The sequence below is a fragment of the Peribacillus simplex genome (assembly GCF_001578185.1).
Lineage (GTDB): Bacteria > Bacillota > Bacilli > Bacillales > DSM-1321 > Peribacillus > Peribacillus simplex_A.
In genome coordinates this window covers 194,815-214,914 of record NZ_CP011008.1, presented here as the reverse complement: position 1 = coordinate 214,914, position 20,100 = coordinate 194,815, and the positions used below count along the sequence as shown (strand labels likewise).

The following is a 20,100-nucleotide window of genomic DNA, read 5'->3' as shown; positions in this document are numbered from 1 at the left end:
CAATTCATAACTCATTCATTAAGTTTTACTTTCACAAAGGAGATTATGTATGAAAACATTCATTATTAATGATCTGATAGTTCATAGCGAAAACGAAACATACAAAAATGGGTACATTAAGGTCGTGGATGGAAAAATTGCCGAAGTTGGGCCAGTAAACCAATACAAACATGACGATGATGTTAAGGTAATTACTCTTTCATCAGATTATCAGGTAATTCCCGGTGCCATCGACATTCATATCCATGGAGCATCCAATTTTGATGCAATGGATGCCACACATGAAGCATTATCCACAATGGCAGAGACTCTTCCCAAAGAAGGAACCACCAGCTTTCTGGCCACTACAATGACCCAAACTACCGAAGCCATTGAATCAGCACTACTTAATGCTGGTAAATATATCGAAAGTCAATCTCAAGAACACGCTGAAATAATTGGAGTCCATTTAGAAGGTCCTTTCATTTCACCGGTCCGAAAAGGAGCACAGCCTGAAGAGCATATCGTTGACCCTGATGTCACTCTATTTAAAAGGTGGCAGGAAATGGCCGAAAATCAAATCAAGCTTGTAACGCTTGCTCCTGAACAACCAAACGGATTAGATCTTGCCGCTCACTTAAAGGCAACTGGTGTCGTCGCTTCCATTGGACATTCAGATGCAACATATGACCAAATCGATAAAGCAATCCAAGCAGGGACTACCCACGTTACACATCTTTATAATGGGATGCGGGGACTCCATCACCGTGAACCTGGTGTTTTGGGAGCTGCTTATCTTCGAGACGAGCTATATGTTGAACTTATTGCTGACGGCATTCACTGCAGGCCGGAAATGATCAAGCTGGCATATAACCAAATTACTAGCGAACGAATGATCTTGATAACGGATTCGCTTCGTGCCAAATGGCTTGAAAAGGGAACCTATGATTTAGGTGGTCAGCCTGTGTATGTTAACGAAACGAAAGCAACGCTTTTAGATGGTACACTAGCCGGCAGTATATTGAAAATGAACGATGCCATTAAGAACACAATGGAATATACCGATTGTTCCATGACTGACATTATAAAAATGACGGCGGAAAACCCTGCCAAACAACTTCGGATTTTTGACAGAAAAGGAAGCATCCAGGTCGGCAAAGACGCCGATCTTGTAATATTGAATGACCGCTTGGACGTTGAAATGACGTTCTGCAGAGGAAATTTAGCTTTTAAAAAGGAGAATGTATAATGAATATCATACAAGTGCAGGACTACATGGAAATGAGCCGGACAGCCGCAGAAATAGTGATCGGAAAAGTCAAAGGAAATCCTAATATCAAATTGGGCCTTGCAACAGGCGGTACCCCTAAAGGAATGTACGATAATTTGATTGAAGATCATGTGCGCAATCATACTTCTTATGAACGTGTAACGTCTTTTAATCTTGACGAGTATATCGGCTTAAAACCAAATGATCCAAACAGTTACCATCATTATATGAATGACTCCCTATTCACTCACATCAATATAAATAAAGAGCGAACTCACCTGCCAAATGGCACAGCAGATGACACCAAAGGAGAATGTAAACGGTATGATGAAATGATTGATTCCGTCGGAGGGATCGATCTTCAGATACTTGGCATTGGGCAAAATGGCCATATTGGTTTTAATGAACCTGGAACTTCCTTCACATCAGGTACACATGTCGTGACACTTGAAGAATCCACGCGTCAAGCGAATGCACGTTATTTCGATTCCATAGACGAAGTTCCTACACATGCCGTTACTATGGGCATTTCAACAATCATGAAAAGCAAAGAAATTCTGCTGTTAATATCTGGTGAAGAAAAAGCCGAAACCTTGAAGAAATTGATACACGGTGACATTTCAGAGGAATTCCCTGCATCTATCCTAAAAAAACATAATAATGTTACAATTATCGCAGACCAAAAAGCGTTATCCGGAGTGATAATACCCTAAAAGGAGCGAAAGTCGATGATTGATAAAAACTCACCTCTTCCGATTTATTTTCAAATCGAAGAACAAATAAAAAGACAAATAGAAAACGGTGAGTTCCAAGCGCACGATGCCCTTCCATCTGAACGCGAATATGCCGAGCAATTCGGAATTAGCCGGATGACCGTCCGGCAAGCCATAAATAATTTGGTGAATGACGGATACTTATACCGTCAAAAAGGAAGGGGAACCTTTGTCGCCGATAAGAAGTTGGAGCAGCAGCTCAATGGGCTGACCAGCTTTACAGAGGATATGAAAGCCAGGGGGTTAAATCCAAGCAGTAAGCTGCTGAGCTTTGAAATCATTCCGGCTAATAAGAAAATTGCCAGTGAATTGCACATTTCCCTTCATGCTCCCGTTTATGAAATAAAACGCATTCGCTTGGCTGATGATGTTCCAATGGCACTCGAGACCGTGTACATGTCTGCTAATTTAATTAAAGGACTAACGGAAGAAATCATTAACCTTTCCCTTTACCAATATGTGGAGAATTACATTAAACTTAAAATAGACTATGCTTCACAAACATTGGAATCAGCGATTGCTTCTGAATTGGAAGTGACCCATTTAGCGATCCCAAAGCACTCACCCATATTATTCATTCAAAGGAATACATTTTTAATAGATGGAACCCCTCTTGAATATGTTAAATCGGCTTATCGTGCAGACAGGTATAAGTTCACTATCACTATAACCAGATAATCTTGAATATTTTTGATATACAAAAGGGCCAATCACTAGAGTCTATTAATTGCTAAAGGTAATCGGAGGGTGTCACATATATGAATTCATACTTTGAAGAAGTTCAGGCTTTACTCAAAATTGTGGGAGAACAGGAAAAGCAATCAATTAAGGAATCTGTGGAACATATCTCGAAAGCAGTGATGTCGGATGGAGTCATTCATCTATTCGGAAGCGGACATTCTCATATTTTGACGGAAGAGGTATTCTACCGGGCAGGTGGGTTAGCCGCCATTCATCCTATTTTCGTTGAAGATTTGATGCTTTTTAAGGGAGCATCTAGGTCATCGCAACTCGAAAGGCAAAATGACCTATCTGAGAAATTCATGCTTGATGAGGATATCCGTCCTGGCGATGTCTGTATTGTCATTTCATCGTCTGGTGTGAATCCCGTTCCCATCGATGTAGCCATAATCGCAAAAGAAAAGGGCGCCTTTGTCATTGGACTTACATCACCGGAGTATGCAAACAGTTGTCCTTCACGGCATAAAAAGAAGCTTTATCTCCACGATGTCGTTGATTTGGTCATAGACAATCATATTTCCAAAGGTGACACATTGCTGAAATCAAATAATATATCCTTTGGTTCCGGATCGACCGTAATCGGGGCCGTCCTTCTCAATATGATTTTCACACAAGTCATTGAAACGATTATTGAATCAGGAGTGACCCCTCCCGTATTTCTAAGCAGTAATATCGAAGGGGCAGATGAACACAATCAAAAGATTATCGCGAAATATAAAACAAGAATCCCCCAATTGTGAATAGATATAGCCAAAAAGGCATACAGCTTTTATGTTCCACATGATGAAATAATAAAGAAGGCATCCATTCGAATGCCTTCTTTATTTTATTGTCCCTTTTAATCCTTTTTTTTCAAAAATGGCCACCAATTCGCGTTTCCAAACGTTGCAACCATTACTGAACAACGGCAAGATGACAAACGCGTATAAAGCAAGCCCCATCAATATTAACGTGGCAATCTCCAAGAGTGATAAAACCCCAGCCGGCATCATCGCAGCAAAAGTTCCCCCATCTTATTGACATAAAAGAAAACTTCCATATACCGATCAATCAAACCAGAAAATTTTTCATTTGTCATCGTTGCACCTCTCAAAAAGTAGCTCAATCATTAAACTATATGTAGCTTACTACTGTTTTATTTAACATATCAATCCCATAATAGTTTATTATTCCTAGTTTAACTTATGGTAAATAAGGGAAAACCAAAGTAAGCAAACAATCTACTATTCTAAGGGAGGAAATATAAATGACTCAAACAACTATCGAAACTCAAACGAATAGCAAACTGTTAAAAGGGATTCTAATTGGAGGACTTGTTGGTGGTGCGTTAACCTTGCTTGACTCCAATACAAGAAATAAAGTAAAGCGTTCAGCCGTCCTTTTAAAAGACAACTCCATGAATATGATTGAACAGGTCAAGGAGAATCCCGGCGAAATGAAGGAACAAATGGTATCAGGAGTCAAAGGCGCAACAGAGACGATTAAAGAGGCAATCAATGACGTTGAAACCTTATATGAAACCGTCAATGAAGACGTGGTGGGTAAAGTATCCGAAGTAAAGGATATCTCCACTAACGCCCTTGGTACAGCTAAGGACGCAACAAATGAATTAAAGGACATCAGCTCAAAAGTGGTCGTTGCCGGTAAACAACTGAAGGAAACACCAACACAATCATTGAAGTCAGATAATAAAAAAAGTGAAAAAGAGAGCGATGACGTCGTTACAAAATCAGGATTATCCAATCAAAAATCAATTTCATCGAACTTCTAATATATAAAAAAGCTGAGGCATTATGAAGTGACCCTTTGTAAAGGACATTTTAAAAAAAGCTAGGCAACTTGAAGGAGATGCTGTCTGTATTTTGCAGGCGGCATCTTTAATGGTCGACAAATAAGCACGTTTGCCGTGATGGTAAGTTAAGTAAGTGATGTCCATTAATAATACTTTGCCTGCACTCCTTGTTTGAATGGACGCTGTAGGAGGTTTGGATAAATACGGTGTTCGTGTGTCACTTTTGCCATTCGGCGATAAGGATTTGCTTTTCAGATCGGGCAGATCCTATTAAATTTATTCATAATGCGACGAATTCTTTTAAGTTGTAAGTGATTTGATACTGATTTTCTAACGTCATTTTAATTTGACGCGCACCTTTTTTTCTTCGACGAAAATGATAGGCCTTTAAAATTATATCTTTTACTTCTTCATCTGCCGCATCACGTGCTGCACGCTTTTGTGCTGACTTCTCTGTGAAATAATTATAGTAACCAGAGCGAGACACGCTGATGATTTCACAATGATAGCGTACAAGGCGCTTTAATTGATATTTTTCAATTGTCTGATGAACCAATTCAAATTTTTGTTCCGCTACAAGTTTGATTTCTTTTTCAACATCTGCCTTTCGAGTAGATCAAGCGTTTTTAAAAGTTCATTCTCCGCCTGTAAGAATCGATTTTGTGCTTCAAGTCGTGCGAATTTTTCTTCTAAACTTAATTCTCGCTCTTGGGGACGTCCTGAATTTGTTTTTTCTTGCATCTTGTAGACTTTCTTCTCCATTTTCACGATGAGCTGCACTCCAGCTTTTTCCTGCAGATTGTATACGTTTTAAACCGATTAGTTCAATATCTAAACCTGCTTCTTCAAAAATAGTTCTTGGTATTTTTCCTTTCTCATTTTCAGTAATAAATAGGCGTTTAAATTCATCGGTGTACGTGATGGCCTTGTCACTAACAGCTTGAACATGAGGATTACATTTTAGTTGTGTTTGTTCTTTCTCCGTAAATAATCGTTTGGTCATCTTAGTTCACTCCGACGTGTTTTTTCTTATCATAAACAAAAGTACCCTACAGGATAGACTTTTTTCAAAGTGTCTATTCTATAGGGTACATTTTATTACGCCCCAGCTTTTTGTTGTTCCATATATCATTTCACTTGATAACCTTATTCAGAACCCTCTATTTTATTCGTAATCTCATGATCTTTTTTCACTTCAGCTAACCAAGCTGGATATTCCTCTTGTAATCTTTCAGAAAGAAGCGTTTCCTTGATTTCCTCTTTACTGTCTTCTAAATTAGCTTCTTTTGCTTCCTTTTTACCGGTTACTTTTATGATGTGATAACCATAATCGGATTTGATTGGATCACTGACTTTGCCTATATCAAGATCAAAGGCAACATCTTCAAACTCATCCACCATATTCCCTTTCCCAAAGTATCCTAAGCTTCCACCGTTATCCGCCGTTTCTGTATCAGTGGAATATTCAGCTGCCAATTTAGCGAAATCACCGCCCTCTGCAATTTCCTTCTCAACCTTTTTAGCCGTTTTTTCGTCTTCGACTAAAATGTGACTGGCTTCCACTTGTTCAGCTTGTGCAAATGTATCTTTATTATCTTCAAAATATGTACTGATTTCATCGTCTGTAACGGTAATTCTCGGTTCGATCAGTTTTTTCGTTTGCAGATAAACCACGATATCATTTTTCAAGGCTTCCATGGACGAACCGCTTGCTTCCAATTGCTCTTTTAACGACTTTTCATCGCCATAGGACTCAGCCATGGTATCTATTTCTTTTTGGATTTCTTCATCTTTAATTTTAATTCCTTCTTTTTCCGCTTCCAATTCAACCAATTTATTCGTAATTAACAGGTCTAAAGTATCTGCTCCGTACTCTGCAACAAGCGCGTCATACAGCTCATCCTTACTGATTTTCTTGCCATCGATACTTGCCATTGTTTTATTCTTTTCCGTAGACGAAATCATCGCAAATGCCATGATCCCGGCAATGATTAAAGTGCTCCCTGCCCAAACATATGCCTTCGTGCTTCTTAATAGGTTCATGAATGCTCTCCCTTAATTTTTCTATTATGATAGCTTGGAAATATTAATCAATCCTTAAAATATTAGTTCCACCTGTGGTATTTCCCATCATTATACTAACATACTTATATCCCTACTGATATTTTAGAGCATTTTCTGGTCCTAACATTTTACATTGCTATAAATTCATTATTACAAAGCTCTAAATTATACCGTTATATTGACTTTTGATATATAGGTAATGGTGGCGAAGCAACGGAGATCATACGTCAAAAACTCAGAAAAAAGCATGGTATAAGGGGGATACCTTTACACCATGCTTTTCTTGTATTATTTACGATGCATCTTAAACTCAAGGAAGAGTTCGTTGTAATGGGCCAAGTTTTTCTTCCCAAGGTTTTCGTACACTTCCAGCTTCTCTGTCAGTTCTGGTGATGGATAGAAACGTTCATCCTTCACCACTTCTTCAGGCATATATTTCAGTGCTTCTTTATTAGGGGTCGAGTAGCTTACATATTCGGCATTCTGTGCCGCAACTTTTGGGTCCAGCATGAAGTTGATGAACTGGTGAGCCGCATCGGCATTTTTGGTTGTTTTCGGGATGACCATATTATCAAACCATAAATTGGACCCCTCTTTAGGGACCACATATTCGAGATCTTCATTTTCAGCCATGATTTCAGAAGCCACTCCGGACCAAACAAGCCCAATCGCCGCTTCCTGGGTTTCCAATAGCATGCGGCTTTCATCTCCAACGATCGCTTTAATATTTGGAGTGAGTGCATCAAGCTTGGACTTTGCCTCTTGAAGGTGTTCTTCATCTATATCATTCAATGAATAATTCAAAGAGTTCAGGCCCATGCCCATCACTTCTCTAGCCCCATCCGTCAAAAGTATTTCATTTTTTAAATCTTTATCCCATAAATCCGCCCAAGCCGTTATTTCTTTGCCACCGAGCATCTTGGAGTTGTAAACAATTCCAACTGTTCCCCAGAAATAAGGTACGGAATATTTATTCTCCGGATCGAATGGCAGATTGATGAACCGCTCGTCGATATTTTTCAAATTTGGTAGCTTGGAATGATCCAGGGGAACCAATAAGTCTTCTTGCCTCATCTTATCAATCATATACTCAGACGGTATGGCAATATCATAAGTCGTACCGCCCTGCTCAATTTTAGTCATCATTGCCTCATTTGAATCGAACGTCTCATAAATGACCTTTATACCCGTTTCTTCTTCAAAACGGTCGATTAGATCCGTATCGATGTAATCGCCCCAATTATAGATGGTAAGCGTATTATTGCTCGTAAACCCCTGTGATGAGTTCAATCTTGAAATCGCATATAGCAGTAAGGCGGATACGAGGGAAATGATTAAAAACATTTGGACCAGCCTTTTCATCGTTTCCCCCCCATTCCCGTTTGCCTTACACGTTGAGTTATAAAGTAATAAACGACAACCAACAATAGTGTCAAGGCGAACAGCAGTGTCGATAGTGCATTGATATTCAATGAAATACCACGGCGGGCCAATGAATAGATTTCCACTGATAGAGTGGAGAAGCCATTACCGGTCACAAAGAACGTAACCGCAAAATCATCAAGTGAATAAGTCAAAGCCATAAAAAAACCAGCAAAGATACCTGGTAAGATGTATGGTAGGATGACCTTCGTCAATACATCCCAACGGCTTGCCCCTAAATCCCGGGCCGCATCAATTAAGGTAGGGCTCATTTCCTGAAGTTTCGGAAGGACCAGCAGCACAACGATCGGGATGCTGAAGGCGATATGCGACAACAGTACTGAGTAGAATCCAAGCTTGATCCCAGCCATTGTGAATAGAATCAGGAAGGAAGCACCGATAATCACATCGGGACTGACAATCAATACATTATTCAATGACAATACCGTATTCCTAGCTTTACTGCTCGTAAAGGAACGAATTCCAATGGCTCCAATCACCCCAATGATCGTGGCGATCAGTGCAGATAATAAAGCGATCACAAGCGTATTCAATACAATGATCAACAGCCTTGTATCTTGGAACAGCTCCTTGTACCACTCCATGGTGAACCCTTTAAAGTCATACATCGTTCCACCGCTGTTAAACGAGTAAAAGACTAAAAAGAAAATCGGTGCATAGAGTATGAGAAAAATCAAAACGAGAAACGCTTTTGATATTGGTGATAATTTATTGCCCAATTTACACACCCTGCTTTCGGTTACCCGTTACAAACATAATCAGGAACATTATAATAATCAAAAATACCGCGATTGTGGAACCCATTCCCCAATCCTGTGTCACAAGGAAGTGCTGCTCGATAGCCGTACCAAGCGTAATGACTCGATTACCGGCAATCAGTCTTGTAAGCATGAACAATGAAAGTGCCGGGATGAAGACTACCTGGCATCCCGTCTTTACACCATCTATCGTCAAAGGAAAAATGACGCGGCGGAATGTCATCCACCGGGACGCTCCCAAGTCATTGGCCGCATCCAAAAGGGTTGGATTCATTTCATCAAGCGCATTGAATATCGGTAAGATCATAAACGGGATGAATATATAAACCGAAACGAATATGAAGCTGAAATCCGTAAAGAGAATTTGCTGCTTTCCGATTCCTACTGCCTCCAGAAAACCATTCGCCACACCATACGTGCCAAAAATGCCAATGAAGGCATAAGCCTTTAAGAGTAAATTAATCCAGGAAGGCACGATTATCAGCAAAAGCCACAACTGCTTATGCTTGGTTTTCGTTAACAAATATGCGGTAGGGTAAGCCACTAAAAGGGATATTACCGTAATGAGGAAAGCATACCAAAATGAGCTTAAAGTCATTTTTAAATATACTGGTGTAAAGAACTTTTGATAGTTACTCAAAGAGAGATTACCTTCAATGTCGAAGAAGGAATAGTAAAGGATTAACAAAATGGGTGCGACAACGAATAATGCAATCCATAAGACATAGGGTATGAAATAAATATTCCGTGATAGTTTATTCCGCATGACTTTCCCCATCATGATACGCTTCCAAACGCTTATCGAATTCCTCTTCCGTTTCACCCAATCGCATGACATGAATCGCTTCGGGATCGAAATAAAGACCTATTTCATCTCCAACTGTTGCCTTTTTCGTTGATTGGACAAGCCACTCATTCCCATCATGATCATAGCAGCTGATTTCATAATGCACACCGCGAAATAGCTGAGAATCCACCCGAACTTGCAGTTTCCCGCGATTGACGGAAGTAATCTCTAAATCTTCCGGGCGGATGACAATATCAACAGCTTCATCGCTGTTCAAACCTTGGTCTACACATTCGAACTGTCTGCCGACGAATTCCACTAGGTAATCTTCAATCATTTTTCCTTTTACAATGTTCGACTCACCAATGAAATCGGCAACGAATCGATTCAGCGGTTCATCATAAATATCCGTAGGGGGCCCACTTTGCTGAATTTTCCCTTTGTTAAGGACAAAAATCTCATCTGACATCGCTAATGCTTCCTCTTGGTCATGAGTGACGAAGATGAACGTGATTCCAAGTCTTTGTTGTAGCTCCCGCAATTCATATTGCATTTCTGTACGCAATTTCAAATCAAGGGCAGATAGCGGTTCATCCAGCAGGATGACTTCCGGTTCATTAACTATCGCCCTGGCAATCGCTACACGTTGCCGCTGACCGCCGGACATTTCCCTGATCTCCCGTTTTTCATAACCCTCCAAATTAACAAAGCTGAGGGCTTCCTTCACCTTTATTTCCACTTCGGTATTTTTCATTTTTTTGATGCGAAGACCGAATGCTACATTTTCGAAAACATTTAAATGTGGAAAAAGTGCATAATCTTGAAATACCGTATTTACTTGCCTTTTATTGGCTGGCACATCATTGATCTTTTTTCCCTCAAAGTAAATATCACCCTTGGAGGCCTCCGTAAATCCGGCAATCAAGCGAAGGATCGTTGTCTTCCCACAGCCTGAAGGACCCAGAAGCGTATAGAACTTCCCTCTCTCGATTTCAAAACTAACATTATCGAGAACTACCGTATCATCATCGAATTGCTTCGTAACCTGATCGAAGTGTATTATATTCTCGTTTGCCATAGCTACTTCCCTCTTTCCATTACCTTACTTCATCCGTCTTTACATAGACGATAGCAATTGCTTTGAACTCTATAAGTATGATTCCGTCACCACAAGCAATAACTCGGATGGACCCCCAAAATCATTGATGATTTGGTGTTCATCGGAAGCATGAAAATAAATTGATTCACCTGCCTTGACGAAATACGTATGTGTACCAAGCTTTACAATGACTCTTCCGCTTATTACATAACCGAATGTTTCCGACAAAGATGGTTCAAATTGTTTGAATTCCCCTTTTTCCTGAAGGGTCAGGCGAATCGGTTCCATTTCCTTCTCATTCGATTCAGGCACAAGCCACTGAATTTGATACCCTCGTTCCTCATCGATAAAAAATGTTTGTGCTTCTTCTTCATACACTACTTTTTGGACCTGATCCTCTTCATCGAAGAATTGCTTCGGCTTGCAGCCGAGTACTTCTAATATATTGAAAAGGGTTTCAATGGAAGGGGAACTCAGATCCCTTTCTAACTGTGAAATATATCCTTTGCTTAAATCCGTTCTTTCTCCCAATTCTTCCTGGGTCAATCCCTTTTTCAAGCGAAGGTTTTTTATTTTTTTTCCAATTTGCATCCTATTTACCCTCAATTAGTTTACTTATAGTAAACCTACAGTAGATAAAGTTTTATATAAGTAAACTTTCAGTTTAATTTTACGAATATCATTATACAGGAAATGCGGGAAACTTCAAACGGAATTTCCAGTCATACAAAAAATAGGACCGCCGCAGGGCAGTCCTTTCTGATTTACTATTGGAAATGAAGCAAAGCAGGTATAGGAATAGTTACCTCTCGTGATTCTTCCACGTATTCTTGCCAAATGTGACGTGTCAAACCATTTTGATCCTTTCTTTCCGTACATTGCTAAAAAAGGCACCGCAAATATGTTTGGTGTCCTCTTCCAATCACGTTTTCCTATTGAGACTCTTGGATATTATTATCATAGCTGGTGCTGCAATCGTACCTATTACAAAATCGCTAAAAGTTAATACAAAGTTGATTGGAACGGGTGTACGAGACTCCTGCGGGAAAAGTGCGCCGAGGGCGGACCGCCCGCGGAAAGCGAGTGCCTGGAGCGGAAATCAACGTTCCACTTTACTAACACTCAAAAAAACAGTAGATGATATTTCCCCTCGAGTTTGTCTACAGTTTGAGACTGCCACCCGGCAGTCCCCCTTTTACAAATTCAGACATATCTCTTCCGCCTTCTTTTCCCCATCAGCAATACAGTCCGGTATTCCGACACCATTGTATGAACATCCCGCAAGTAAAACATTCGGATAATTCTCGGAGATTTTCGCCTCCAGTGATTGAACGATTTGAGGATGTTTAATATGGTAGTTCGGCATTTCCTCATGCCATTTCGTCACTTCACTTGTAATTGGAGTCCCAGAAATACTTAAACTGCTTTTAATGTCTCGTAAAGCCACCTGGATTAATTCCTGATTTGTAAGGGACCGTAACCGTTCATAGTCCGGAATTGAGCTTTTATAAAAAAGCCTTACTAAAAGCTGACTGTTTTCAGAAGTATGCTCCCATTTCCGGCTCGTCCACGTACATGCATTGCAGATCAAATCACTATTATCACCTGCAATGAAACCCGTCCCATCATTGGGAAGCATGCTGTCCGGGATATCGAATCCAAGGTAAACGCTTATCATTGAACTATTGATCAAGCCAGCGAAGTCTTGATCCAACTCCCTATCACCCAATAGTTTCTGGGCAATTGTATGCGGTGTACTCAATACGATGAAGTCCGTTTCCAGCGATTCACCGTTTGCCAATGAAATTATATACCTCTCATCATTCTTTCTGATTTTTTCCGCCTTGACCCCTTTAACAATTTCCACCATATTGAGGCTTTCCTCAATACGTTCAATCAATACCGATAAGCCATTTTTAAACGAAAGGAACTTCTTATTTCCCTTGCTTTGATATTTCTGCTTATTTTCCGATAGACCGCGTATGATACTGCCATATTCATTTTTATAATCCAGCATCTCCGGCAGTGTTTTAGCAATGGTCAATTCATTTAGTTTTCCTGAATAAACACCCGATAGGACAGGTGATATCTGTTTTTGTACCAATTCCTTACCTAAGAAACTTTCAAGAAATAAACCGATTGAGTCGTTTTTCGTAAACGTCTCATTCTTTGTATAGAAATCCTTTAAGGCATCGACCTTTCCTTGTGCAGAAACCAGATCACTTTTCACCAGGGACTCCAGGCTCATTGGAATTCCGAATAGGGCATCTTCAGGGATTCCTTTTAGCACGCCATCGGTATGGATAAATGATTTTCCCGTCGCATTATAGACAACTTGATCCTCAAGGTTCAATTCTTTAAGAAATGGTTTTATATTTTGTTTCCTGGCGACAATCGAATCGGCACCCGCTTCGATTTTAAATGGACCATCATGCACTGTCCTGATTTTACCGCCTAGTTTCTCATTTCCTTCTATTAATATTAATCGTACGGAGAGACTGTTCGCTTTAGCAGCTTTTTGTAAATAATACATGGTTGATAAACCCGTAATGCCTCCACCTACCACTACGACCGTTTTCATTAGAATACACCTCGATTAACGAAATTTACATTAAGTAAAGTGTACCATAAGGCAGCAGCATTATTAAAAGCGACCCTTTAATTCATTAGTTTCGTACTGAAACCTGTAACAAATTGGACAAAAAAAAAGACCTTCTCTCATTCGAAAAGTCTAAATACCCTCATATTGATACTCTGTATCTCATTTCCTTTTTCCATATCCATGTTCATTTTATCTAATCTATACTCCATTATCTCCATCAACCCGCTTCTTCCTTCTTTATGAATTCCTTTATCCTGAAACCCCGTTTTCGTATAAAGGGTTTTGGCAATCATATTCTTGACGTCCACTGCCAGTACAATCGAATCCTTGTTTGGAAAAATCCCTTTTGCGAATTCCGGAAAGATTTGCAAGGCTTTCTTCGCAATCCGTTTCCCTTGATGATTTTGGTCAATAAGAAATCCACGGAGTAATATCGCTTTTTTATTGCTGGTGAAAGGGCTGATGTTCTAACCTAAACGGAATACCCGCAGCCAATATAACGAAAGGGTGTCTGTCAACATCGTTTCGGCAATATTTCAGTGACTCTTCCGTTCGATGCGTCACCTTAAAATCCCTCCACTAAATGAAAGAAGCACTGCCGAATATATCGGCAGCGCTCCTTAAAATAATCAATGGGTGCTTTCATTGATTGTCAGTGCTTCTCGTAAATTGATTTGCTTGCGGAGTATATTGGCAACCTCGCGGGAAATTTGTCGTTTTTCAAACATATCCTGCACTTCGTCCCGTTCTGCCTGGATCGCTTTATAGAATAGCTCCCTTTCATAATCGACCATTTTACTAGGGGTACGGCCTCTATTTTCACGTTTGCATTTTAATATCAACACTTTATACTCTTCTATGATCATCGAAGACGTCTCATGATTTTCAGAAGTGATACCCGCTTGTATCTCTTGGATGGCGGCTTTGTACATCCTGATTTTAAGGTCTCTCACCTTTTCCAATCTCTCTATATTGATCCTTCTTATTTCACTTTTATTAGGGAAAAATAATTTAAAAACCCTCAGCATACTTCTTCTGAAAAGCGTTACGGACCTGAAAAAACGGAATTTCATCCGGTTTGTGACCGCGCCTTCCATACGCTGGATATATTCTTTACATATAAATGCCGTTTCCCGGTCCACTTTCTCATCCTTAATAAGTTTATCAAGAAACCTTTGCTCTGCTTCAAGGGCTTTAAAGCGAAGACCCTTTTCTTCTTCCCTTAATGCAGCTGGCTCTTTCTCCTGTTCTACATAGGACAGTGCATTGATCTTGGTACAGTACCTCGAAATGATCGATAAAGCCGCTTCCCGGTTTTCATCTGTCATTTGGGATTCTATAACTTTAATCGCCGCTTGATGTGTGTGAATGGCAGCCGCTTTCGTTCTATCAGCCTGCTTATCCACGATTTCCTCTTCTTCTGCCCGTGCTATGATTGGCAGAAAAACACTGGCAACGATCAAAGTCAGCAATATGACACCTGCTGCAATGAAGATGATTAACGAACGCTCCGGAAAAGGACTTCCATCTGCCAACACATACGGAATCGAGAACGAACCCGCTAACGTTACAGCTCCGCGAACACCGGAAATGGTAATGATTCCAGCTGCTTTGAAGTCTGGTTTTTGGGCGCCTGCTTTTTTCGTCATCCAGCCAATCGACCAGGCAGCAGTAAGCCAAATGAATCGTAAAGCAAAGAGGAAAAGTGTAATGACCACGATATATAGGATCACTTGCCCATTATTGAAGACTGGGTCTTGAAAGATAATTTTCAAAACGCTTGGAATTTGCAAACCTAGCAAAACGAATACAAGACCATTCAATACATATAAAATGACGGACCATGTACTCTTTGAAACGACCTGAAGTTCTACAGTTGGTGATATTTCCCGATCTCGTTCAATGGCATGGACAATCCCCCCAGCCACGACCGCTAAAATCCCAGAAAGGTGGAAATGTTCCACAGAGAGGAAAATAATAAAAGGAGTCAGGATCTGGATTAACATGTGCATCGTAACATCTTCCATTCCTAAACGGCGAAGAAATACACGGAGCCTGATAATGATGAAGGCAACAATTGCTCCTCCTACAAAACCACCAATCGAAATCCATATGAAACTGAACGTTGCATCCACTAATGAGAAAACACCAGTGACTGTAGCTGCAACGGCAAATTTAAAGGCAACTAGACCTGAGGCATCATTCATGAGCCCTTCTCCTTCAAGAAGGTGCATTATGCTCTTAGGTAACTTAACTCGACTCGCCAAAGCGCTTACTGCCACTACATCTGTAGGGGACAAAATGGCTGCTAAGGCGAATGCTGCTGGCAATGGAATCGAAGGAATCATCCAATTAATTAAATACCCGCCTGCCCAAACCGTTATGAATACCAGGCCTAGTGCAAGCATGAGAATGGGTGCTCTCAACTTCCAAAGTGCAGTGCGGGGCACATTTTTGCCATCATTGAATAAAAGAGGGGCGATGAATAACAGTAAAAACAATTCCGTCTCCATCTCAACATGCATACCCAGGGGTAAAAGTGCCAGTATGACACCCAGTGCTATTTGTATTAATGGTACAGGTATAAAGGGTATAAAGTGGTTAATTACATTAGACACTCCAATCAATATAAGAAGGGCTAATATAACAAGAAAAAACTCCATTCAAACATCAAACTTCCTCTCTCATCTATTCTCATAACTATAATCGTAACATATTCAGACCCATCCATTCATCATTTACTATTCTAACCTAGAATACTCCTGAATACTGATACCTGTTGCGTGATGGATCACCATGAAAATTGAGGTGATTGAATGAATACAAAATCGACTCAAATCAGCATCGGATTTCAAAGAAAAAAGCTGATTGGCTTACCCTAATCAGCATTTTGTGAAAAGACTAACCACAGAACAAGTCGGCACTGCTTAATGTTAAAACACCATTTAGTTCCCCGGGACAAAGAAACGAAGGTGTTTGTGCAGTACATTTGATTGAAATGGAAGGAGAAAGCCTTCATCTCCATCGATATTGACTGCAAGTTCGTCTGTTGTGGATAAATTGAGCTTGGATGTTTGAATATATTCAATTTCGTCATGTCCCTTGATCTCTCCTTTCATTAAACTGGGAATGATCTTGACGATAAAAGGAAGTGATAAATCCTTAATGATGAATGTGTGCAGCTTTCCATCATTCACTTCCGCCTCTGGTGCAAGTTGTTCGAAACCGCCGACAGAGTTAGTCATTGTTGCAATCAGTAAATGAGCCTCACCCATCCACCTTCCCTGATCATGTTCAACCGTTAAAGGAAACGGATTCTTTTTAATCATCGCTTTTGCTCCTTCAATGAAATATGCAAAAGACCCCAGATGGGTTTTTTGGTCTACGGAAACATTATAGGTGGCCTCAGCGATCGCCCCTACTGCCAACACATTCATGAAATAATGGTCATTGATCTTCCCTATGTCCGATTCCTTAATATGCATGTCCTTTAATATCTCAATGGCCGTATTGGGATTCAAGGGTATGCCCAAAGATCTAGCGAAATCATTAACGGTTCCTAGTGGGATGATTCCGAAAATTGGCCGATGCTGCTGCTCGCCCAACCCATTCACTATCTCGTTCACCGTTCCATCCCCACCCATGGAAATGACAGCATCGAACCTCTTTTCACAGGCCTCCTTGGCAAAATCCGTAGCATCCCCCTCTCCTTCGGTTTGACGGACGGACACCTCATCATATATATCACCAAGTGCCTTTTCCGCTTTCGGCAAAATCTTTCCTGCCTTTTCCCTACCTGAAGATGGATTTATGATAATCATCACTTTCGACATATGCTACCTCCCTTTATTGTATATCTACTAGCAAGTTACCTCTTTACTGAAGTAATAAAACCACACGGACAATTTTTCCGATTGTTGAATAAAGAAGTTTGGCTGGAACTTTCATAATTGCTGCAGCTTGACGGTTTGCTGACATTTTGAACAGCTCTTATATGTTCATGGACTGTGAAACAGGTAATCATCACCCCTGTTCCTCTTCTGTTACAGTAATACCTATTCTAATCAACTGAAAATTGTCTGTCCCTTTCGCCCTCCTTTGTTTTTCCCCCTTTATAAAACCCATTTTTTCTTCATTTTCCAAGCTTCCGTGAAAAGAAATACAAAAAAAAAGTTTAAAAAAACTCCCTATCTATAAGGTTTTCAGACTCTTCTTGAAATAAATTTCAAATTTTCTGTTAAATACCTATACATTTTCCAAATTCGGGTATATACTGTATTATAACAACACACAAACAACAATAACTGTACTATAAGGAGAGTGCAAGCCATGCAAGCAAATCAATCGGATACATTTATAATCGATACTTTTAAACATTGCCCAGAATGTGGTGAAACACATGTGGATCACTCAAATTCCTATCTGTTGGAGTGCGATCGCTGCCTTTCCAAACGTGAGGAATAAATCGATCGAAAAAATAACAAAACAAAGGAGGAAATCTTCATGCAAATGAAAAAATCCATTGAATTTTTTAACAATATCCCAGCTAAACATTGTCCCGAGTGCGGTGACCATATTATTGAACAAGCTGAATCCTACTTAATGGAATGTGACCGCTGCCTTTCCAAACGCGAAGACTAATTAACCCAAATCAAAAAGGAGGAACCATCATGCAAACTAAAAACCCATTGGAATTCTTTAGGACACTTCCGCCTAAACAATGTACAGAGTGCGGAACCCATATCACTGAACAAGCTGAATCCTACCTCTTGGAATGTGACCACTGCCTTTCCAAACGCGAAGAATAACTAAACCAAATCATAAGGAGGAATAATCATGCAAACTAAAAACCCATTGGAATTCTTCAGGACACTGCCACCTAAACAATGTACGGAATGCGGTACTCCTATTATTGAACAAGCTGAATCCTACCTCTTGGAATGTGACCACTGCCTTTCCAAAAAAAATGAATATTAATAAAAGATGCTGACATCAAGAAGCTCTATAGGTTTGATGTCAGCATTAACCTTGTATTAGCTTCCCTTTCTACATTCAAAAAAGGATGTCCTCGGGACACCCTTCATTCATACTATTTTTCACTTCCCAATATATTTATCTACATATTTTCCACTGACTTTCCTGCTGCTGTACTGTAAGAAGTCCAATGCAAAAATCATGAATTCAAGTCCTAGACGCTTATCTGAACGCATAAAATCCGAACCTAACAGTTTTTCTAATTTTTCAAGCCTATGGTATAGCGTTTGCCGGACAATGAATAGTTGTTTTGAGGTTTCCTGTTTAGAACCGTTACAAGCAAGATAGGTCTTCAGGGTAGGCATTAACTCACCATTGTTTTGCTTGTCGTATTCAATGACAGGACCTAAATATTCGTGCACCGTTTCCTCCAGGTTACCATGTTTATTTATGAGCGAAATCATGCGATGCATATGTAAATCCTGATAAAAGAAGCTCCTGTTATCCTCTGGTAATGTATCCTGAAGCAGCAGAGTCTCACGGGCCGTTTCATAACTTTTATAAATCTCGCTTAACCCTCGAACATGCTTTCCAAAACCAATGGAGAGCAAACTCATTCGATTACGCCCGCTAACATCCATTTTCATGATTCGGTCCACTGCGCTTGTCACCCTTGATTTCCAATCTTCAGATGAACGATTATCACCTAAAATAAAAACTAGATGCTGATTAATTTCCATAGAAAATATCTGAAAGCCGTACTGTTCAAAAACTGTCTTAAACATTATCTTAAAATAGGTCCCATCTAATTTTGCAGAACTTCTATTATACCTTGGGTGTTGTTTGCAAATGCAAACAATTCCGCCATCCAACTGCATTTTCGGATCAATATAGGAAAGCCTCTCCCGGATTGCTTCGTCACTATACTCACCTTCAATCCAATTTGTAAGCCATTTACTCTCTTCCGACATTTTCTTTTCTTCAATATATAACTCCCTTAATAGATGCTGTGCCAAAGCGGTAGCCGTTCGATCCAAAATCAGTGAATCAAAGTCCGTCAACTCTCTGTCGTTGCTGCAAATGAGCAGTTCCGCATAATTTTCACCGAGCACTTGAATTGTCTGTCTATGAATGGTTTTATCGAATTTCGATTCTTTGTATATGTCCGATACCATTTGATAGGTTATTTTTTTCTTCGTTTTGGGAATGCTGGCTATATCGTTTTCATTAAAGATAAGAATAACCTGTACATTTAAATAGCTGTGGAGAAATTTTAGAATTGGTTCATAATGGTCAATTTCGAGGAGATTTTTATTTAACTGCTGGGAGTAGTTTTCTAAGTTGGAGATCATTTGATATTGTTTATTAATGATAAGGGAATGAATATCCTGAGTGATTTCTACGAAAGGGACTTCCTCATGAAATAGGATGATAGGGAATTGCTGTTCATTTGCTAGATCAATGGCACATTGCGGCACTGCCATGGTGTTGGCGCCAATCTCTATACAGAGGCCAGCTGCATTGCATTCAATTAACTGTTTTAAGTAGGATAGAAATGTTTCATCGCAATCTTTCCACCCTAAACCGGTAGTCAGAATCAGTTCATTTCCATTTAACAAATGGCTGATTTGAGTGACTTCCATGCAGTGAACCCACTTCACTTGACGCTTTATCCCACTGCTACCTGCAATTATATCCGTCAGATTAAAATGCTTGCGTGTTAGAATTTCCTCGATTGTAATCGACGTATTCATCCATCCACATCCTTTTATAAAACTGCTTTAAAATCTATTATAAACGGACATTCCTTAAATCTCC

At 39.9% G+C, this 20,100-nt stretch carries 21 protein-coding genes and 2 pseudogenes; 9 read left to right on the top strand and 14 right to left on the bottom strand.

Going from position 1 to position 20,100, the window contains the following annotated elements; all coding sequences use genetic code 11:
* Positions 1-49: 49 nt before the first annotated feature.
* The 4 genes from nagA to UP17_RS01160 all read left to right on the top strand — a co-directional run bounded on the left by nagA (position 50) and on the right by UP17_RS01160 (position 3,503).
* Positions 50-1,228 (top strand): N-acetylglucosamine-6-phosphate deacetylase, encoded by a 1,179-nt coding sequence (gene nagA / locus UP17_RS01175; protein ID WP_061461153.1) that lies wholly within the window; start codon positions 50-52, stop codon positions 1,226-1,228.
* A complete protein-coding gene (gene nagB, locus UP17_RS01170; RefSeq protein WP_061461152.1) occupies positions 1,228-1,962 on the top strand; it encodes a glucosamine-6-phosphate deaminase in 735 nt (244 codons plus the stop codon). Before nagA ends, nagB begins: the two co-directional genes overlap by 1 nt.
* Positions 1,963-1,977: 15 nt before the next feature.
* Positions 1,978-2,700, top strand: coding sequence for a GntR family transcriptional regulator (locus UP17_RS01165; RefSeq protein ID WP_061461151.1), 723 nt, complete (start codon positions 1,978-1,980; stop codon positions 2,698-2,700).
* A gap of 80 nt (positions 2,701-2,780) precedes the next feature.
* Positions 2,781-3,503, top strand: a complete 723-nt coding sequence (locus UP17_RS01160) for an SIS domain-containing protein (protein WP_061461150.1) — start codon at positions 2,781-2,783, stop codon at positions 3,501-3,503.
* A 98-nt stretch (positions 3,504-3,601) separates the two neighbouring features.
* Here the strand turns inward: UP17_RS01160 and UP17_RS28155 are convergent.
* Positions 3,602-3,773, bottom strand: a pseudogene (locus UP17_RS28155) (hypothetical protein); the annotation flags it as partial.
* Positions 3,774-4,009: 236 nt separating this feature from the next.
* Between UP17_RS28155 and UP17_RS01155 the strand changes: the two are divergent.
* Complete coding sequence (locus UP17_RS01155) at positions 4,010-4,534, top strand: hypothetical protein (RefSeq protein WP_061461149.1); 525 nt, start codon at positions 4,010-4,012, stop codon at positions 4,532-4,534.
* 96 nt (positions 4,535-4,630) lie between these two features.
* On the opposite strand, the pseudogene UP17_RS29665 reads toward UP17_RS01155, so the two are convergent.
* From UP17_RS29665 to UP17_RS01095, 12 genes and pseudogenes are all read right to left on the bottom strand, one after another.
* Positions 4,631-4,904, bottom strand: a pseudogene (locus tag UP17_RS29665) (IS3 family transposase); the annotation flags it as partial.
* Between the two features lie 318 nt (positions 4,905-5,222).
* Positions 5,223-5,558, bottom strand: a complete 336-nt coding sequence (locus tag UP17_RS01145) for an HTH domain-containing protein (RefSeq protein ID WP_081108662.1) — start codon at positions 5,556-5,558, stop codon at positions 5,223-5,225.
* 143 nt (positions 5,559-5,701) lie between these two features.
* Complete coding sequence (locus UP17_RS01140) at positions 5,702-6,598, bottom strand: foldase protein PrsA (protein WP_061461147.1); 897 nt, start codon at positions 6,596-6,598, stop codon at positions 5,702-5,704.
* Positions 6,599-6,907: 309 nt separating this feature from the next.
* Positions 6,908-7,981: an ABC transporter substrate-binding protein gene (locus UP17_RS01135; RefSeq protein WP_061461146.1), complete on the bottom strand. Its 1,074-nt coding sequence runs from the start codon at positions 7,979-7,981 to the stop codon at positions 6,908-6,910.
* Entirely contained in the window at positions 7,978-8,781 is an 804-nt protein-coding gene (locus UP17_RS01130) for an ABC transporter permease (protein WP_061461145.1), read from the bottom strand. Before UP17_RS01130 ends, UP17_RS01135 begins: the two co-directional genes overlap by 4 nt.
* 1 nt (position 8,782) lies before the next feature.
* Positions 8,783-9,586 (bottom strand): ABC transporter permease, encoded by an 804-nt coding sequence (locus UP17_RS01125; RefSeq protein WP_061465933.1) that lies wholly within the window; start codon positions 9,584-9,586, stop codon positions 8,783-8,785.
* Entirely contained in the window at positions 9,576-10,685 is a 1,110-nt protein-coding gene (locus tag UP17_RS01120) for an ABC transporter ATP-binding protein (protein ID WP_061461144.1), read from the bottom strand. The genes UP17_RS01125 and UP17_RS01120 overlap by 11 nt, the downstream gene beginning before the upstream one ends.
* Positions 10,686-10,754: 69 nt before the next feature.
* On the bottom strand, positions 10,755-11,297 hold the full coding sequence (locus UP17_RS01115) for a helix-turn-helix domain-containing protein (protein ID WP_061461143.1): 543 nt from the start codon (positions 11,295-11,297) through the stop codon (positions 10,755-10,757).
* Between the two features lie 604 nt (positions 11,298-11,901).
* Entirely contained in the window at positions 11,902-13,287 is a 1,386-nt protein-coding gene (locus tag UP17_RS01110) for a protoporphyrinogen oxidase (protein WP_061461142.1), read from the bottom strand.
* A 137-nt stretch (positions 13,288-13,424) separates the two neighbouring features.
* Positions 13,425-13,742 carry a GNAT family N-acetyltransferase gene (locus tag UP17_RS01105; protein ID WP_284149576.1) on the bottom strand — a complete coding sequence of 106 codons (318 nt, stop codon included), beginning with the start codon at positions 13,740-13,742 and terminating at the stop codon, positions 13,425-13,427.
* A 195-nt stretch (positions 13,743-13,937) separates the two neighbouring features.
* On the bottom strand, positions 13,938-15,971 hold the full coding sequence (locus UP17_RS01100) for a Na+/H+ antiporter (RefSeq protein ID WP_061461140.1): 2,034 nt from the start codon (positions 15,969-15,971) through the stop codon (positions 13,938-13,940).
* Positions 15,972-16,253: 282 nt separating this feature from the next.
* Positions 16,254-17,141, bottom strand: a complete 888-nt coding sequence (locus UP17_RS01095; RefSeq protein ID WP_061461139.1) for a diacylglycerol/lipid kinase family protein — start codon at positions 17,139-17,141, stop codon at positions 16,254-16,256.
* A 496-nt stretch (positions 17,142-17,637) separates the two neighbouring features.
* Here UP17_RS01095 and yhfH (UP17_RS29115) point away from each other — a divergent pair, with 496 nt between their 5' ends.
* From yhfH (UP17_RS29115) to yhfH (UP17_RS25885), 4 genes are read left to right on the top strand one after another with little or no spacing between them, the layout of a single operon-like run.
* The gene (gene yhfH / locus UP17_RS29115; protein WP_284149549.1) at positions 17,638-17,772 is read left to right on the top strand and encodes a protein YhfH; all 135 of its coding nucleotides are present in this window, start codon (positions 17,638-17,640) and stop codon (positions 17,770-17,772) included.
* A complete protein-coding gene (yhfH, locus tag UP17_RS25895) occupies positions 17,773-17,949 on the top strand; it encodes a protein YhfH (RefSeq protein ID WP_284149575.1) in 177 nt (58 codons plus the stop codon).
* Between the two features lie 29 nt (positions 17,950-17,978).
* Positions 17,979-18,116 carry a protein YhfH gene (gene yhfH / locus UP17_RS25890; protein ID WP_081108659.1) on the top strand — a complete coding sequence of 46 codons (138 nt, stop codon included), beginning with the start codon at positions 17,979-17,981 and terminating at the stop codon, positions 18,114-18,116.
* 28 nt (positions 18,117-18,144) lie between these two features.
* Complete coding sequence (gene yhfH / locus UP17_RS25885; RefSeq protein ID WP_081108658.1) at positions 18,145-18,285, top strand: protein YhfH; 141 nt, start codon at positions 18,145-18,147, stop codon at positions 18,283-18,285.
* A 119-nt stretch (positions 18,286-18,404) separates the two neighbouring features.
* Here yhfH (UP17_RS25885) and UP17_RS01090 read toward each other — a convergent pair whose 3' ends face one another.
* Positions 18,405-20,036, bottom strand: coding sequence for a PucR family transcriptional regulator (locus UP17_RS01090; protein ID WP_061461138.1), 1,632 nt, complete (start codon positions 20,034-20,036; stop codon positions 18,405-18,407).
* Positions 20,037-20,100 lie beyond the last annotated feature (64 nt).

Excerpts from the sequence above, each read along its gene's own strand:
- UP17_RS01120 (WP_061461144.1), bottom strand. The coding sequence starts at position 10,685 with ATGGCAAACGAGAATATAATACACTTCGATCAGGTTACGAAGCAATTC.
- nagB (WP_061461152.1), top strand. The coding sequence starts at position 1,228 with ATGAATATCATACAAGTGCAGGACTACATGGAAATGAGCCGGACAGCC.
- UP17_RS01165 (WP_061461151.1), top strand. The coding sequence starts at position 1,978 with ATGATTGATAAAAACTCACCTCTTCCGATTTATTTTCAAATCGAAGAA.
- UP17_RS01100 (WP_061461140.1), bottom strand. The coding sequence starts at position 15,971 with ATGGAGTTTTTTCTTGTTATATTAGCCCTTCTTATATTGATTGGAGTG.
- UP17_RS01145 (WP_081108662.1), bottom strand. The coding sequence starts at position 5,558 with ATGACCAAACGATTATTTACGGAGAAAGAACAAACACAACTAAAATGT.
- nagA (WP_061461153.1), top strand. The coding sequence starts at position 50 with ATGAAAACATTCATTATTAATGATCTGATAGTTCATAGCGAAAACGAA.
- UP17_RS01125 (WP_061465933.1), bottom strand. The coding sequence starts at position 9,586 with ATGCGGAATAAACTATCACGGAATATTTATTTCATACCCTATGTCTTA.
- UP17_RS01110 (WP_061461142.1), bottom strand. The coding sequence starts at position 13,287 with ATGAAAACGGTCGTAGTGGTAGGTGGAGGCATTACGGGTTTATCAACC.
- yhfH (WP_284149549.1), top strand. The coding sequence starts at position 17,638 with ATGCAAGCAAATCAATCGGATACATTTATAATCGATACTTTTAAACAT.
- UP17_RS01095 (WP_061461139.1), bottom strand. The coding sequence starts at position 17,141 with ATGTCGAAAGTGATGATTATCATAAATCCATCTTCAGGTAGGGAAAAG.
- UP17_RS01090 (WP_061461138.1), bottom strand. The coding sequence starts at position 20,036 with ATGAATACGTCGATTACAATCGAGGAAATTCTAACACGCAAGCATTTT.
- UP17_RS01160 (WP_061461150.1), top strand. The coding sequence starts at position 2,781 with ATGAATTCATACTTTGAAGAAGTTCAGGCTTTACTCAAAATTGTGGGA.
- UP17_RS01140 (WP_061461147.1), bottom strand. The coding sequence starts at position 6,598 with ATGAACCTATTAAGAAGCACGAAGGCATATGTTTGGGCAGGGAGCACT.
- UP17_RS01155 (WP_061461149.1), top strand. The coding sequence starts at position 4,010 with ATGACTCAAACAACTATCGAAACTCAAACGAATAGCAAACTGTTAAAA.
- yhfH (WP_081108659.1), top strand. The coding sequence starts at position 17,979 with ATGCAAACTAAAAACCCATTGGAATTCTTTAGGACACTTCCGCCTAAA.
- yhfH (WP_081108658.1), top strand. The coding sequence starts at position 18,145 with ATGCAAACTAAAAACCCATTGGAATTCTTCAGGACACTGCCACCTAAA.
- UP17_RS01115 (WP_061461143.1), bottom strand. The coding sequence starts at position 11,297 with ATGCAAATTGGAAAAAAAATAAAAAACCTTCGCTTGAAAAAGGGATTG.
- UP17_RS01135 (WP_061461146.1), bottom strand. The coding sequence starts at position 7,981 with ATGAAAAGGCTGGTCCAAATGTTTTTAATCATTTCCCTCGTATCCGCC.